11 protein-coding genes are annotated in these 16,593 nt (G+C 66.6%); 7 read left to right on the top strand and 4 right to left on the bottom strand.

The window, feature by feature from the left end; all coding sequences use genetic code 11:
• Positions 1-149 precede the first annotated feature (149 nt).
• The 3 genes from WBP06_RS26225 to WBP06_RS26215 all read left to right on the top strand — a co-directional run bounded on the left by WBP06_RS26225 (position 150) and on the right by WBP06_RS26215 (position 3,416).
• A complete protein-coding gene (locus WBP06_RS26225) occupies positions 150-842 on the top strand; it encodes a DUF3313 family protein (protein ID WP_395335453.1) in 693 nt (230 codons plus the stop codon).
• A 145-nt stretch (positions 843-987) separates the two neighbouring features.
• Positions 988-2,520 carry an arylsulfatase gene (locus tag WBP06_RS26220; protein WP_395335451.1) on the top strand — a complete coding sequence of 511 codons (1,533 nt, stop codon included), beginning with the start codon at positions 988-990 and terminating at the stop codon, positions 2,518-2,520.
• 17 nt (positions 2,521-2,537) lie between these two features.
• On the top strand, positions 2,538-3,416 hold the full coding sequence (locus WBP06_RS26215; RefSeq protein WP_395335449.1) for a phosphatase PAP2 family protein: 879 nt from the start codon (positions 2,538-2,540) through the stop codon (positions 3,414-3,416).
• A gap of 59 nt (positions 3,417-3,475) precedes the next feature.
• On the opposite strand, the gene WBP06_RS26210 is transcribed toward WBP06_RS26215, so the two are convergent.
• From WBP06_RS26210 to WBP06_RS26200, 3 genes are read right to left on the bottom strand one after another with little or no spacing between them, the layout of a single operon-like run.
• On the bottom strand, positions 3,476-5,992 hold the full coding sequence (locus WBP06_RS26210) for an Hsp70 family protein (protein ID WP_395335446.1): 2,517 nt from the start codon (positions 5,990-5,992) through the stop codon (positions 3,476-3,478).
• 1 nt (position 5,993) lies between these two features.
• A complete protein-coding gene (locus tag WBP06_RS26205; RefSeq protein ID WP_395335443.1) occupies positions 5,994-6,362 on the bottom strand; it encodes a hypothetical protein in 369 nt (122 codons plus the stop codon).
• Positions 6,359-8,305: a hypothetical protein gene (locus WBP06_RS26200; protein ID WP_395335441.1), complete on the bottom strand. Its 1,947-nt coding sequence runs from the start codon at positions 8,303-8,305 to the stop codon at positions 6,359-6,361. Before WBP06_RS26200 ends, WBP06_RS26205 begins: the two co-directional genes overlap by 4 nt.
• 394 nt (positions 8,306-8,699) lie before the next feature.
• Between WBP06_RS26200 and WBP06_RS26195 the strand changes: the two genes are divergently transcribed.
• On the top strand, positions 8,700-9,980 hold the full coding sequence (locus WBP06_RS26195; RefSeq protein ID WP_395335438.1) for an amidohydrolase family protein: 1,281 nt from the start codon (positions 8,700-8,702) through the stop codon (positions 9,978-9,980).
• Between the two features lie 106 nt (positions 9,981-10,086).
• Complete coding sequence (locus WBP06_RS26190; protein ID WP_395335436.1) at positions 10,087-11,541, top strand: CHAD domain-containing protein; 1,455 nt, start codon at positions 10,087-10,089, stop codon at positions 11,539-11,541.
• Between the two features lie 60 nt (positions 11,542-11,601).
• Here the strand turns inward: WBP06_RS26190 and WBP06_RS26185 are convergent, their stop codons facing one another.
• Positions 11,602-12,822: an MFS transporter gene (locus tag WBP06_RS26185; protein WP_395335434.1), complete on the bottom strand. Its 1,221-nt coding sequence runs from the start codon at positions 12,820-12,822 to the stop codon at positions 11,602-11,604.
• Positions 12,823-12,961: 139 nt separating this feature from the next.
• Between WBP06_RS26185 and WBP06_RS26180 the strand changes: the two genes are divergently transcribed.
• The gene (locus WBP06_RS26180) at positions 12,962-14,182 is read left to right on the top strand and encodes a TetR family transcriptional regulator (protein ID WP_395335432.1); all 1,221 of its coding nucleotides are present in this window, start codon (positions 12,962-12,964) and stop codon (positions 14,180-14,182) included.
• A gap of 104 nt (positions 14,183-14,286) precedes the next feature.
• Positions 14,287-16,593 carry a TonB-dependent receptor gene (locus tag WBP06_RS26175; RefSeq protein WP_395335430.1) on the top strand — a complete coding sequence of 769 codons (2,307 nt, stop codon included), beginning with the start codon at positions 14,287-14,289 and terminating at the stop codon, positions 16,591-16,593.

Below are 16,593 nucleotides of genomic sequence, written 5' to 3'. Positions count from 1 at the left end.
ACGCGCGGCCTGAATCGGGGTTTACCCCCGATTTCGACAACGCGCTTACGGGGGGGAGGGAATCTCCCGTCCAAAGCCGGGTTTGTACCCGATGGGCGAGCAACGCCGCGGCGCCTAGGTTTCGACCAGACCCTGGAGAGGAGGAACCTATGCAGCAAAGACTTTGCCGGTCACTCATCCTGCCGCTGGCTCTGGCGCTGGCCCTACCGGCGTCCGCCGCCGCGCCGCCGGCCACCTGGGATGGACTGTCCCATGTGAAGTCGAAGAAGGTGCAGGAAGTCTATCTGCTGCCCGGCGCCGACTTTCGCGTCTACACGAAAGTGATCATCGATCCGCCCGAGATCGCCTTCCGCAAGGACTGGCAACGGGAACACGGCCCCGCCAGCGATCCCGCGCAGAGCATATCCAACTCGCAGGTGCGCGACATTCTGGAACAGGCCAAGACCGGCTTTCACACGGTGTTCGTCGATGCCTACCAGAAGGCCGGCTATCAGGTGGTGACGCAGGCAGGGCCGGACGTGCTGCGGATTTCGACGGCGGTCGTCAATCTCGACGTCGTGGCCCCGGATACGATGAGCGCCGGCATGGAATGGACCTTCAGCAAGGACGCCGGCGGCGGCACCTTGGTGGTGGAGGCCCGCGATTCCGCCACGAATGCACTGTTGGGGCGGGCCGTGGACGCGCGCGTCATGGAGGATATGCGCCCCTATCTGCGCAACCGGGCCAGCAATTACGAAGACTTTCGCAACCTGTTCGAACGCTGGGCGAAGCTGAGCGCCGAAGGTCTGAACCAGTTGAAGCAATCGTCCCCGATCAACCCCGGTGCCGCGCCGCGCAAGTGAGTCTTTCCGGCAATCGCGCGCCAACGGACAAAGCGTTTCGCCTGCCTATCGAAGAAATCCCGGGCGAATGGATAGGGTAATCCCCGATAGATAATCGGGGGCCGAACTTCGACCATGCCGCATTCTTTCAGCAAAGGACGATGCCATGCCGAATGGAAAGCCGAACATTCTGGTCATCTGGGGTGACGATATCGGGATCAGCAACCTCAGCTGCTATACGCGCGGGCTGATGGGCTATGAGACGCCGAACATCGATCGCCTTGCCAAGGAAGGCATGATGTTCACCGACAGCTATGGCGAACAGAGCTGCACCGCCGGCCGGTCGTCCTTCATCACCGGGCAGAGCGTGCTGCGCACCGGCCTGTCCAAGGTGGGCATTCCCGCCGCACCGATCGGCATGAACGAGAAGATCGTCACCATCGCGGCGCTGCTGAAGGAACAGGGCTATGCCACCGGGCAGTTCGGCAAGAACCACCTGGGCGACCTGAACCACATGCTGCCCACCAATCACGGTTTCGACGAATTCTTCGGCAACCTCTACCACCTCAATGCCGAGGAGGAGCCGGAGATGGAGGACTATCCCCAGGACCCGAAGTTCAAGCAACGCTTCGGCCCGCGCGGCGTGATCCACAGCTGGGCGACCGACAAGGACGATCCCACCGAGATGGAGCGCTGGGGCCGCGTCGGCAAGCAGAAGATCGAGGATACCGGCCCGCTGACCAAGAAGCGCATGGAAACCTGCGACGATGAATTCGTCGCCGCCGCGCTCGCATTCATGAAAAAGCAGGAGGCCGAGGGGAAGCCCTGGTTCGTGTGGCTGAACACCACGCACATGCACCTGTTCACGCACCCCAAGCCAGAGAGCAAGGGGCAGGCGGGCCGCTGGCAGTCCGACTATCACGACACGATGATCGACCATGACAAGAACGTCGGCCAGATGCTGGACGCTCTCGATGAAATGGGCATCGCAGACGACACTTTCGTCATGTATTCGACCGACAACGGGCCGCACCGCAACACTTGGCCCGATGGCGGCATGACCCCGTTCCGCAGCGAAAAGAACACCAACTGGGAAGGCGCGTTCCGGATTCCGATGATCGTCCGCTGGCCGGGCAAGATCGAGCCGGGCTCCGTCTCCAACGGAATCGTGCAGCATCACGACTGGCTGCCCACCTTCCTGGAAATGGCCGGTGCGCCCGACGTGGTGGACAAGCTGAAGACCGGATATCCGGCGATCGGCAGAACCTACAAGAACCACATCGACGGGATGAGCCTGCTGGGCCACCTTACCGGCAAGGAAGAGAAGAGCCCGCGCAACTTCTTCTTCTACATCAGCGACGATGGCGACATCCTGGCGATGCGCTACGACAACTGGAAGATCACCTTCATGGAGCAGCGCTGCAAGGGCACAATGCAGGTCTGGGCGGAGCCGTTCACTCGCTTGCGAGTTCCCAAAATCTTCAACTTGCGCACCGACCCCTACGAGTTCGCGGACATCACTTCGAACACGTATTACGATTGGTTCCTGCACAACGGTTATTTCATCTACGCGGCACAAGCCGGTGCCGCGATGTTTGCGGACAGCTTCAAGGACTTTCCGCCGGTGCAGCGGCCGAACAGCTTCACCATCGACGACGCGGTCGCCAAGATGGCCGACGCCGCCGCCGGGTCCAGCTGACGGTGCGACGAGGCAGGTTGACGCTGCCGGTTACCCTGGGGGCGGCTGCGATCTTCACGATCGCCGCCGCGTCCGGCGCACCTGGGCAGTCCATTAATGGACAGGCCACCGACGGACAGGCCGCCAACGAGCAGACCAGGTCCACGGCGCCGACGCTGACGCCGTCCATCGCGGCCAAGCTGCCGGCCAACATGCCCAAGGGCTATCTACCGCCGGACCAGTTGCCCGACAGTCTTGCCCTGCTGCCGCCGCCGCCTGCGGCGGGATCGGCCGCCTTTGCGCGGGACGAGGAAGTCAGCAAAGCCACCGCCCGCGCCGCCGGCACGCCGCGCTTCGTCCAGGCGGCCAGCGATGCCGACCTGAAGCCTGCCCACGCACTGCAGACCTTTGCCTGCGCGGCCGGGGTCACGCCGGATCCGAAGCAGACGCCGGTGCTCTATCGCCTGCTGGGCAAGGCGATGATCGACATCGGCCTTTCGACCTACAAGGCCAAGACGCATTACCAGCGCGTCCGCCCCTTCGTGGCGCATGATAACGGCACCTGCCTGCCGGCCGACGAAGCGGCGCTGCGGCAGGATGGATCCTACCCTTCCGGCCATAGTGCCTTGGGCTGGGGCTGGGCGCTGATCCTGGTCGAACTGGTGCCCGATCGGACCGACGCGATCCTCCAGCGCGGTCGCGACTTCGGGGAAAGCCGTCTGGTCTGCAATGCGCACTGGGCCAGCGACGTCGATGCCGGGCGCGTGATCGCGGCGGCAGCCGTGGCGCGCCTTCATGCGGACCGCGCTTTCCAGGCCGATCTGGCGGCGGCGCGCGCCGAGCTGGCGCGGCAGAACCGGCCCGCACCGCCGGCGACCGAAACGTGCGCGACCGAGGCCGCGTCGCTGGCGATGTAGCCGGTGAAGCCGGATGCCGCTGCTGGTCACCCGGCTGCCCTGACGCGATTGGGCTGACCTTAGCGGCGCAGACCGGCCAGGGCCGACACGTCGCCGCTTTCCACGCGGGAGGGCAAAAGGCCGTAAAGCTCGCCAACCACCTGCCGCAAGGCCTGCGCGTCGTTTGCCGCCAGCGCCGCTTCGCCGCGCCGGGCGGTCAGTTCGAAGCGGGCCTGGTCCACCGCCGCGTGGCGCTGACCGCAGAGCCAGCGAAACTGACCGACGACGAATTCAGGCTGCGCAACCAGCGCACGCGCGCGCAGCTTTTCAATCGCTTCGATCGCGCGGCGCGCGATCTGGAAGCGGGCATCGGCGATCGCCTGAAGCGCGGTGGCGCGATGGCCGGCCACTTCCGCCATGTCCCCCGGCGAGAGGATGGCGGAAAGGGTGCGGACTGACCGATCCGCCTCATCCAGTTCGTGCCGCAGCACGGCCGCGCGCAGTTCGGGGCGGTGCAGCAGACGTGACAGATCCTGCCCGATCAGCCGCGCCTCTTCCGCGATGGAGCGGAAGCCATCGGCATCGGCAGTGATCTCCAGCCGATCGAACTGTTCGTGAATCCGGCCATAGAGGTCTTGCAGGGAATCCGGCGCATGGCGCGCCAACACGTCGCGCGCGCCGTCTATCCGCAGATTGACCGCGCCCATCGCCTCGGTGGCATAGCCCCGCCCGCGTGCGGCGAAATCGACCCGGCCAAGGTCTTCGATATAGAAGCTGTGATCGCGCAAGTGCAGCCCATGATCGGGCAATTCGATGGAGCAGCGGATCAGCTGGCTGTCGTCCACCGACCAGTGCAGCACCACTTGCTCGCCTGGTGCCAGAGCGCGGCTGTAGGCGGGCAGATCCTCGCCCGAAAGGCGGAAGGAGCCGACCAGCAGATTGGCCTCCGGCTCGGGCACGCCCTCTGCCTGTTCGAACAGTTCGATATCGATCCACTCGGCCGCGCCCGGATCGATCTTGCGCGCGGCGCGCAGGACTTTGGTGCCCTGGCGCGGCAGAGTCTCGCCCTTGGTCACCAGCGGTTCCAGCACGTTGATCGTGCGCACCCCGTCGCTGTCCTCCACTTTCACCGCGATGGTGCTGGTACACGGCGCGCCGGCTGCCACGGCCACCACGCGGGTGATCGTCAGTTCGCGGCAGGCATCGGCCACCGGCCGGCCGCCGGCATCGGTCACCGTCATGCGCACGCGGGTTTCGCCTTCACCCAGCTGGATCGAGAAGACCGGGCTTTCGCTCACCAGCCGCTCGCCATAGTCGCGCCCGTCGCTGGCCAGGGCGGAGACGCGCAGGCCCTCTGCCCCATCGGCTTGCGCGGTGACGCGGATGCGCCCGCGATCGCGCAAGGTGCGCGCTTCGTAGTCGTAGGAAACGCCGATGCCCGCCGCCTCCTGAAGGCGGCCCTGCTTCCCGGCGGAACCGCCGCCTTCGCTGCCCGACCAGTCGCGCCCTTCGGCATAGATCGCCGCGCCGCGCGCCACGGCGGTCATCGGATCGATCTCCAGATCGGCGGCAATGCCCAGCCCGGTCGGAACCAGCCGGCGCACGATCGGCATCCGCGACGGCCCGCCGATCAGCACCACGCGATCGATGTCCGAAGGCGCATAGCCATTGTCCGCCACGACCTTGCGGCAAAGCTCGACCGATCGCTCGATCCGTTCTGCCACCAGCGCTTCCAGTTCGGCGCGGGAAACCACGATCTCCAGATAGATCGGCCGCCCGTCCAGATCGTTGGTGCGCGCATCATGGTCGGACACGAAGACGATCGCCTGCTCGGCGAAGGACAGTTCGATCTTGGCAAGTTCCGCATTGGCGGTCGCCAGTGCCAGCAGGCGGCGGAATTCGGGGCGGCGGTGGAAATCTTCGGGCAGGGTGAAATTGGCCAAGAGCCACGGGCGCACCATGCGATCGATCAGCATCCGGTCGAAATCGCTACCGCCCAGCATGTTGATGCCCTCATGCGCCTCGATGGAAACAGAGCCCTCCACCGCGCGCACCAGCGCCACGTCGAAGGTGCCGCCGCCAAGATCGTAGATCAGGAACAGCCCGCTGCGCGTGCCCGGACGCTCCAGACAGGCAAGCGCGGCGGCGATCGGTTCCTGCAGCAGCCCTACCCGGTCCAGCCCGGCAGCCTGCGCAGCGCGAATCGTCGCTTCGGACTGCATCTGGTTGAACGCGGCGGGCACGGTGATCACGGTGCCCTCCACCGCCGCATCGCCCACGCGCATCCGCGCCTGTTTCAGCAGCTGGCGCAGGACTTCGGCGCTGGCATCCTCCGGCGTGATCGTCTCGTCTTCGGTGCCGAACGGCAGCGCGGTATCGGTACCCAGCAGGCGTTTGAAGCGCGCGGCGATCCCTTGCGGCGACACCTGAAGCTGATCGTAGGCGCGCTTGCCCACATAGCGGCTGCCGGTGCGATCGCGCATCACCACCGAAGGCAGCACATCCTCCCCGCTGACCGCCTTGAACAGCGTCAGTCGTCCCTCCTGATGGCCGACGATGGCCGAATTGGACGTGCCGAGATCGATACCCAGATACATGTCAGGCTTTCCTCAGGAGTATCCGGCCGGGCAACACGACGTCGGTCCCGCACAGGATGGTAGGTTCGACGGTGCGGTCCACGGCCACGGTTTCGCAGCCTTCCACTTCGTCGGGATTGATCGGATTGGCCGGGATCTGGGCACCCCAGTCCTGGCCGTCGAACGTCACCAGTCGCAGATCACCCTGCGCCAGCAGCGTATCCAGCCGACGCCCGGCGAAGCGCAGCATCGCCTGCCCGGCCTGCGTGCGCGAGGGCGGGGCCTGTTCCAGCTCCCCCGCCAGCGCATCGGCCAGTTTCCAGGCGAGGCTGGCCACCTCCGCCAGCGTACGGCGGCTATCCTGCGGCCGTTCGGCTGCCGCTTCGGTCATGGCTTTCCTCCCTGAGCGGTGCTGCTCGTCGAGATGGTACTTGTGGTGCTGGTCGCGCCGTTGGGCGGTCCGTAACCGCCGTCGCCGTAGCCATATCCCCTGCTCCATGTGGGCCGGGGCCGTGGCTCCTCCCACTCGCGGCGCATCCCTTTCGCGCGCGCCGCATCGTTGGCGGCGCGGACACGTTCGGCCTCCGCATTCGACTGGCGGATCTGCTCGCGCACGCGGGCAAGCTCCTCCGCCCGCGCATTCGCCTGCGCCTCCGCCGCGGAGCCCGATGCATCCGACGCCTGCTCGCGCGCCGAGCCGCCGGATGGCGCACCCCCCGTTGACGCAGCCCCGGTTGCCGCGCCCCCAAATGCCGCGCCAGACGAGGTTGGCGCCGCCGGTACCGTGCGCAGCGGCACATTGCGGTGTTCGCTGCAGCGCATCAGCAGCAGAACAATGCTGGCAATGCCGACTGCCCAGCCTGTCACCCCGGCAGTCAACCGATTCAGATCCTGCTTCAACAGGTCGCGGACCGTTTCAGGCGGATCCTGGTCCAGCAGCCATCTGAACAAGATCGTCGCGCACTGCCGGTCCCGCGTCGCGTTGTACGTCGCGATGATGATCGCACGGGCCAGTTGGAAAGGGGCTACCCGCTTCCCTTCGGCGGCCTCGAGCGTCGCGTCGAAGCATTCGACAAGCTCGGCCGCAAGGCCCTTGGCCTTTGGCCCCATCCGGCCGCTCTTCACTTGCGCAACGAAACGGCTGCGCTGCCGGGCAATGCGCTCACCCAGTTCGGTCAGGCGCTGGACTGCCACATTGCCCAGCAGCACGGGCATCTGCTGCTCCAGCCGCTTGCGCTGCTGCGGCAGGTGCGCAAACGCATCCAGCAACGCTTCCGCCAATCGCAGCGCCACCGCCTGCTGATCGTGGGTATTGGCGATCTTGATCGTCAGCCCCAGCAGGGAATCGAAGATCCGCGCCGACTCCCCATCATCCAGCGCGCGCGCCGCTTCCATCACCTGGATCGGCCGGCGATAGGCGGACCATTGGTTCAGCGCGGCGATCAGGCTGTTGATCTGCATCGCATTGGCGGGATCGGCATCGATCAGCGCGACGCTGGTCTGGATGCGCATCTCCAGCCGGCCCAGCGGTTCCTGGATCGCGGCGGCATAGGCGCTCTGCAATGCTTCCAGGAACGAGGCCAGCGTCGATCCCGGCTGCGCGGAACGGTGCACGGTGCCCGTCAGGCGCGCGCGGCCTTCGGGAGACGCGGCAATCAGCGGCCCCAGCCGCGCCGCCGCATCGCCCAGCCGCGCGGTCACGGCCCGTTCCCACTGATCGAGATCGATCGGCCGATAGCCACCCCGCCCGCGCGCCTCGTCCAGCACGTTCAGCGTGGTTTCCGGCTCCCACCGGGCAATCGTCTCGATAAGATCGAAGGCCGGCTGCACGTCGATGGAGCGCAAGTCCGCACCGGCTTCGAACAGGTTGATCGCGGCCAGGCCCGTGGTCCGGCCGGCCACGTGCAGCAGCGCCGCCGCATCCCCCCGGCCAAGCGCCGCGATCGCGGCCTGTTGTTGGTTCGCCGTGCATTCCGGCAGCCAGCCGATTTCCTGCCCCAGCCGGTCGCGCGCCGAAAACAGGCTGGCCCGCGCCGCCTGCAATGCTGCTTCGTCCTGCCCTTCCTCGAATGCCAGATCGTCCACCCGCTGCGTGATGCGATCCTGGTTGGCATCCAGCGGCAGCCCCAGCACCGCGAACGCATTGCCCGATAGCGGCCGGAACGCGGCATCGACGGTCGGGACCATGACGCGGCCTTGCGTGGCCGAAGCCGGTCCGCTGCTGCCGGCCGGACGGACCGCCTGCCGTTCCGACACGCCTGCCGGTTCGGGAACCGCCCCGGAAACCGGCGGCAGCCCCACCGTTCCAGGCAATCGCCTGCCAAATGTACGCATCCCTGCTTGCCCACCGCCAAATGTCGCCCCGGATGGTATGCGCAACAATTGGTAAATAAGGGCTTTCATCTCGCGCAATAGCGCCGGCCAAGGCGGAAACGATCACTTGCCCGCATCGCTTCGTACCGCGCAAACGATTGACGGCATCCGGTGGAATTACTGCCAAATCGGGCGCACGACTTGGACCGTATCTTGCCCTTCGCTTTGCAGATCCCCTCCCCGCAAACGCCCGACAAAGGGTCCGCACCGCGCGGGTCCGCAGCGACGATCGGCGCGCCTCTTGCCGGGGGCCGACGGTCTGTGCTCTATCGGCGGCGGGGGTATTGTTTCGGGGCGCAGGTCGCGCGCGCCGGGCGCTTCCATCCTTTGTGTTTTTCCCATTCTTCGGAGAACGATGATGCGCTTGCGTTTGTCTGTGGCTGCCCTGCTGGCCTCGGTTGCGATGTCCACGGCGGTTCATGCGGAAACGGTCGTGCTCACCGCCGCGCGCATGGTCGACGTGCTGGCCGGCAAGTCGGTGGACAAGCCGCAAGTCGTTGTCACCGATGGCCGCATCGTCAGCGTCGGCCGTCAGGGCGATACCGTTCCCCAGGATGCCAAGCGCATCGATCTGGGTGACCGCACCTTGGTGCCGGGCCTGATCGACATGCACGTCCACCTCACCTCCGACCCGACGATCTCCGGCTACAACGGCCTTGAATATACCGACAATTTCTGGACGGTGATCGGCGTCGCCAATGCCAAGCGCACGCTGGACGCGGGCTTCACCACCGTTCGCAACGTCGGTTCTTCCAACTATGACGACGTCGCGCTGAAGCAGGGCATCGAAAAGGGCTATGTCCCCGGCCCGCGCATCGTGCCCGCCACGTATGCCCTGGGCGTGACCGGCGGCCATTGCGACAGCACCGAATTCCCGCCCTCGGTCCAAGTCCCCTCCCCCCAGATCGCCAACACACCGGACGGTTTCCGCGCCGCCGTGCGCCGCAATCGCAAGTATGGCGCCGAAGTCATCAAGGTCTGCATGACCGGCGGCGTGCTGTCGAAGACGGACTCGGTGGGCGCGCAGCAGCTGAGCTATGAGGAGATCAAGGCGATCGTGGATGAGGCGCACATGCTGGGCATGCGCGTGGCCGTCCACGCCCACGGAACCGATGGCATCAACACCGCCCTGCGCGCCGGGGTGGATACCATCGAACATGCCAGCCTGGCGGACGATGCCAGCTTCAAGCTGGCCAAGGAGCACGGCGCCTGGTTCGACATGGACATCTATGACGATGACTACATCCTGGCCGAGGGCGCGAAGAACGGCGTCTTCGCCGAAAGCCTGGCCAAGGAAAAGGCCATCGGCCTGAAGCAGCGCCAGACCTTCCGCGCCGCCCACGCAGCCGGGGTGAAGATGCTGTTCGGCACCGATGGCGGCGTCTACCCGAACGGCGACAACGCGTTGCAATTCGCCAAGATGGTGGAATGGGGCATGACGCCGATGGAGGCGATTCAGGCCGCCACCCGCAACGCCGCCGAAGCGCTGGACCGTACCGCCGACCTCGGCGCGATCGCACCGGGCCGCTATGGAGACATCATCGCGGTAGACGGCGATCCGCTGCAGGACGTGCGCGTGCTGCAGCACGTGGCCTTCGTGATGAAGGCGGGCAAAGTGGAAAAGCCCGCCTCCTGACCGAGGGCATCCGGCCGTGACGAAGGGGTGGAGGCGCCTTCGTCACGGGACTGTCAACAAGCGACGGTTTCCCCTATGATTTCTGTCAAGAGGGCGGAGATCCAACATGGCTACGAACGCGGTCGACGAAGAGGAACTCAAGCTTGAGCTGACGCCGGACGGTGCCGATGCGCTGGAAGGCGCCGGGCTGTTCGCCTCCACACCCACGGCAGTGCGGCAGGAATCGGTCTATTTCGACACGCCGGGGCATGATCTTTCGCAGGCCGGGCTGGCCTTGCGCATCCGCCGCAGCGGCAAGCGCCGCGTGCAGACGGTGAAAGCCGATCGCTCGGCGGCGGGAATGCTGGTCCGCTCCGAATGGGAGCAGGAGGTTTCCGGCGATCGTCCGGTGATCGATGGCGATACGCCGGTCGCGGCCCTGCTGGGCGATCGGGCGGCCCTGCTCGCCCCCGTATTCACGGTGGAGAACGCCAGGCGCGTCTGGATGCAGGACGGCGTGGAAGTGGCGCTGGATCGCGGGCGGATCATCGCCGGGGATCGGTCCACGCCGATCTGCGAAGTGGAACTGGAACGCAAGGGTGGCGATCTGGCCGGGCTCTACGATCTGGCCCGCCGGATCGACGCGGTCACGCCGGTGCGGATCAACGTGCTGAGCAAGGGCGAACGCGGCTATCGGCTGCTGGGGCCGGTACCGCGCGCGGTGAAGGCGCCGCGGGTCGAACTCGGCGCGGAGATGACGGCGGGGCAGGCCTTCCAGGCGATCGCCGGCGCCTGCATCGACCAGTTCCATCGCAACCTGCCGGTCATCCTGGACCACGACGATGCGGCCGCGTTGCATCAGGCACGGGTGGCTATCCGGCGGCTGCGCTCGGCCCTGTCGATCTACAAGTCCATGCTGGCGCAGGATCGCACCGGGGCCCGAATCGGCCGCGAACTGCGCTGGCTGGCCACCAAGCTGGCCCCCGCCCGCGAGGTGGACGTGCTGATCGGCGAGGCGAAGGACGCGGCGCTGCTGGACCGTCTGATCGCCGCCAGAAGCCGCGCCTATGCCGGGGCGGGCATCACCCTGCGGTCGAAACGCTGCCGCGCGCTGATGATCGACCTGGCCGAATGGATCGCCGTGGGCGACTGGACAGCGCGGCCCGGCAATGCCGAGGCGCGCGACCAGCCGGTAGGCGAATTCGCCGCCGAGGCGCTGCGCCATCGCCGCAAAGTGTTGAAAAAGCGCGGCCACAATCTGGCGGAGCTGGATGACGAGGCGCGGCACAAGGCGCGCAAGGCGGCCAAGAAGATGCGCTATGCGGCGGATTTCTTCGCCACGCTCTACACCCGCAAGCAGGCCCGGCACCGCCGCGAACGCTTCGTGGACGCGCTGGAAAGCCTGCAGGATCGACTGGGCGCCCTGAACGACCTTGCCACCGCGCCCGCCGTGGTGGAACGACTGGACCTGTCGGACCTGCCGGAAGCCGCTGCCCTGATCGACGGCGGAGGCAAGCGCCGCCTCGTCAAATCCGCCGCCCGCGCGCTGGACGATTTCGAAGGAGCGAAGTGCTACTGGTAGGATTGTTTGAAAATGCGCTGAAGGCGAATTTGGCGGCGCCGATTCGCTCCCAAAGAATTTTCAACCAAGCGCTGTCGCAGACTGCCCCCCGATCTTCCGCACCGGCCTGCCCGCAACCAGCGAACAGGCCGCGCACAGCGCCGCCGTCGCCAGCGCCAGCGGCCAGAGCGCGGAACCGTCCGGCGCGATCCCATCGGACTGCGATTCCAGCCAGTTTCCGGCAATGCAGGCAGAAGCGCCCAGCCCGATCTTGGACGTCGCGGTGAACAGGCCATAGGCAAGGCTGGAATCGCCCGGCCCGCGAATGGCCGGCTCATGCGCGACCAGTTGCGAAAAGCCGGACCAGGCCAGCAGCGCGATGCCGCTGACCAGCGCACCGAACACGGCGAAGGCGATCAGTGCACCCACCGGTCCGCCCCCCACCGCCACCGGCAGCAGCAGGATCACCGCACCGATGCAGAAATAGGCGATCGACAGCCCCTGCGCGATGCCGCGCCGCCGGGCGATGGCGTTCCACGCCGGGATCGCCGCCAGCCGGGCCATGCCGATCGCCAGAGGCGCCGCCGCCAGCACCCATTGCGTGCGTATCTTCAGATGCAGCAGCCCCTTGCCGATGGCCCCCAGTGCCCCCGCCCCCAGCATCTGCGCCAGACAGAACGGCAGCACGCACAGCGCCACGCGCGCGATATCGGCAAATTGCGGGCGCACATGGAACGATGGCGACGCCCCACGCCAGAACCGCGCCAGCATCCACGGGATCGGCAGCAAGCCCACGAACGCCACCACCGCCATGCCCGCGAACAGCGCGGTCGGCAGCCACGGGGCGGTCACCAGCATCAGCGGCAGGGCCAGCGCCGCCACCACCAGCGCACCGGCTGCCGCCGCGATCGAGCGCAGGCGCATCAGCGTCAGGTGCCCGTACCGCTCCGCCAGCGGCATGTTCAGCGCATTGTGCGGCACGTCGAACAGCGCGAAACTGGTCCGGAACACCAGGATCAGCGCCATCGCCACGCCCACGCTGCCGCTAATCGGCAGCAGCGCGAAGCTGACGCAGGCGACGGGCACGGCGATGCCAGTGACGATCGGCAGCCAACGCCCCAGTTGCGGACGATGCGCCAGCACCGCCCCCCAGGCGAAATCGACCACCGCATTCCACGCCGAACCGGCCAGGAACAGCCCCCCGGCCAGCACCGGATCGAGCCGCAGCACCACCACCAGAATGTAGAAGGCGAAGGCATCCTCCCCCGACCACAGCAGGTTCTTGGCCAGATGCGATGCCATGAAGACTCGCAAGGACGCCTTGGGTAGGACATCGGTCACGAGTGCGCGCATAGGCACCGCGTATGACTCTTTCGCGTCGCTCAAGAGCGCGGACAGCAAGACTGGACGAGGGCCGAAACGCGCCTATGACTTCGCGGTGATGAGTACCAACCGATCCGCCGCCGGACGCCAGCCCACCGTCGATGCCGAGGCCATCGTCGATGCGGCGCGTGAACTCGTGGCCGAACGCGGCCTTGCCGAACTGAGCCTGCGCGCGCTTGCCGAACGTGCGGGGATATCGGTGGGCAGCATCAGCTATCGCATCGGCGACCGCGCCGCGCTGGTGGAGGCCATCGCCGCGCGCGAGGTGGCACTGGCGGAGCAGGAACGCAGCGTCTGGGAACGCAGCATGGCCGGGGTCGACGCGCTGGCCGCCGGATGCCTTGCCGATCTGGTGACGGCCTGGCTGGACGACTGTGCGCTGGGCGGGCGGACATCGGCGGTGGTCCGGGCTGAGCTGCTGCTGAAAGTACAGCGCGAACCGGCCGGCCATCCGCATGTCGACCGGCTTCACGCGCTGCTGCGCGAGCGTTGGCGCACAATCTTGGCCGAGCATCCGCAGGCCGATCAACTCGCCACCCGGATCGCCGGCTATTGCCTGGATGAACGGCCCTTCTCGATCCTGCTGGCGGACGAGACCGACTATCGCCTGCTCCGCCAATCGACGCTGCGCGCGCTTTTGCGAGACCTCCACGAGGCGCCGGCCAGCGGGGCAAGCTCATGGCACATGGCGCTGGTGGACCGTCTGGCCACGCCTGCCCGCGCCGCCATCGAGACCGGTGAACCGCCGCAAGGCAACAAGGCGGCGATTGCCGAGAAGATCGCTGACCTGATCCTGGCGCAAGGGATCGAGGGCCTGTCCCACCGCGCCGTCGCGCGGGAGGCGGCAACCGCGAACTCCAGCGTGGCGCACCATTTCCCGGCCCAGCGCGACCTGCTGCTGGGCGGCGTGGAAGCGCTCTACCGGCGGATGCGGCGCGAGATTGGAACGGACGAGGATGCCGAGGCCGGCTACGCAGTGATTGTGCTGACGCATGAAATGGCGCTGGCCGCGCTGCGCGACGAGCGCTTCCGCCCCTTCGCGATCGACATGCGCCGCCGCCGGGCGGAGAACGTGCACGCCGTCATTTCCGAACAGCTGATCGGCCGCCCGGACGGCGATCGGGCAATGAGCCAGGCCTATACCATGGCCATGATCGGCCACGGTTTTGCCATCGCGGCCGAGCCGACGACGACCCTGCGCAATGCCCCGCGCGGGTGGCGCGCCAAGGAAATCCTGACTGATCTCGCGAACCCTCCGAATGCGGTACATCCGTCTTGAAATGACTTTTTTTCCATAAATATATCCAGTACGTTTGTCTTAAATCTGCAATTGGACGCTCCTAGTCCCCCGCCCAGCATCAAGCTGGATTGGGGTAACGAGTCATGCATCAGGAATTTAGCAGGCGCGCCGCGCGCCGTCGGATCGCCATGCTGCTGGCGACGACCGCCGCCGCATCCCTGCTCGCTGCCGGCGCGCACGCCGAAGAGGCGGACACCGCCGCCGAGGCTGGCAGCGACCAGCTTTCGACCATCGTCGTCACCGCCCAGCGCCGCCAGGAAAGCAGCCAGGACGTGCCGATCTCCATCGCCAGCGTTTCCGGCGAGGCACTGAAGCAAAGCGGCTATACCGACGTTACCGACCTGCAGTACGTCGTGCCCGGCGTGCAGTACGATCCCACCCAGGGCGCGGCGTTCCAGATCCGCGGCGTGGGTTCGACCTCCTTCGACTTTTCCAATGCCAAGTCGGTGAACGTGATCGTCGACGGCGTGGTGATGGACGGCCAGCGCGCCAACGGCCTGATCGGCCTGAACGACATCGACCGGATCGACGTGCTGAAGGGCCCGCAGGGCACGCTGTTCGGCAAGAATTCCACCTCCGGCGTGATCTCCGTCTCCACCCATCGCCCCGAATTGGGCCAGTTCACCGGCCGCGCCAGCGCCAGCTATGGCGAGCATGACGAGCGCATCCTGAACGCCACGATCAACGTGCCGCTCACCTCCATCGCCGCGCTGCGCGTGTCGGGCTTCGATCAGGCGCAGGACGGTTTCGGCCGCAACGTCACGCTGGATCGCAAGGTGGGCTCCACCCACGATTACGGCGGTCGCGCCCGCCTGCTGATCGAGCCCAGCGACCGCTTCAACATGGTACTGTCCGCCGACTACGGCCATCACTGGGACAGCAGCGTGCGCACCCCGGTCTCGGGCCAGCCGGCCAACGTCACCGCCATGCTGAACGCGCTGGGCGTCTATCCCGGCCAGAACAGCGCCGACACGGCAGACGGCACCTTCGGCGAGATCCACACCCGCGAATGGGGCGCATCGCTGGACATGACCGCCAAGGTGGGTGACCACGAGTTGAAGTCGATCACCGCCTATCGTCGCACCGGCTATTGGAACTCCACCCCGGCCAACCTGCTGCCGCTGGACCAGTACGCCTATATCCCGGTGAACGTCGGCGATCTGAAGACCGACAAGTTCAGCGAAGAAGTGCATCTGGCCTCGCCCACCGGCGGCTTCGTCGAATATGTCGTGGGCGCGTTCTACAACCAGCTTCACGCCCGCCAGACGCAGGTGCAGTGGGCCACGCTGGGCGCCCCGCTCTATGACGCGAACGGCAAGGGCAAGGCGTTCCTCTACGCGCTGACCGGCGCCAGCGACGAGCCCGATGCCAATGCCTCGCTGTTCACCGCCAACAACGAGACGGCGGCGATGTTCGGCCAGCTGAAGTTCAACATCTCCCCCCGCCTCTCAGTCACCTTCGGCGGCCGCCAGACCTGGGACTGGAACGACCAGCGGCTCGATTTCATCTACGTCGATCCGCGCAAGTATCTGGATTACACGCCGCTGTTCTTCGGCACCAGCGCCTCGCCCATCTATTCCTACGGCAAGGTCAACGGCAGCAACTTCTCCTACCGCATCGCGCCGGAATGGCACTTTGCCGACAATGCGATGGTCTATGCCTCCTACTCCACCGGCTACAAGCCGGGCGGCGTCGCCTTCGTGGGCAACAAGTACGATCCCTATCGCAAGGAAACCGTGAAGGCCTGGGAAGCCGGCGTGAAGACCGAATGGTTCGACCATCGCCTGCGCCTGAACCTGGACGTGTTCCGTTCGGACTTCACCGATTTCCAGACCACCATCCTCACCGAAATCCCCGACGGCGCCGGCGGCACGCTGCAGGCCACCGCCATCGGCAACGCCGGCGGCCTGCGTTCGCAGGGCGTGGAAGGCACGATCGCGGTGATCCCGGTGCACGGCCTGACGCTGGGCGGCAGCTTCGGCTATACCGACGCCTGGTTCACCGACTACGTCTACAACGCGACGACCGACTATACTGGCAGCCGCCTCACCAACTCGCCCGACTGGATGGCCAGCGTCAGCGCCGATTACGCGCATGAGTTCGCCGGCGGCCTGGGTGCCCGCGCCCACGTGGAATACAATTACCGCAGCGAGGCATGGACCGTGGTGGGCCAGCCCGACTACTCGCACGTGCCGGCCTACGGCCTCACCAACGCGCGGCTTACGTTCACGCTGCCGAACCGCAACATCGAATTCGGCGTCTATGCCCGCAACCTGTTCGATGTGCATTTCTCGACCGGATACCAGGTCTACGGCGCGCTTGGCCTGCTCCACTACACCTCGCCCGCCGCGCGCCGCACCGCCGGCGGCTTCGTCAACGTCAACTTCTGA

Source organism: Novosphingobium mississippiense (assembly GCF_044029535.1).
GTDB lineage: Bacteria > Pseudomonadota > Alphaproteobacteria > Sphingomonadales > Sphingomonadaceae > Novosphingobium.
This window is presented reverse-complemented; position numbering and strand designations above follow the sequence as displayed.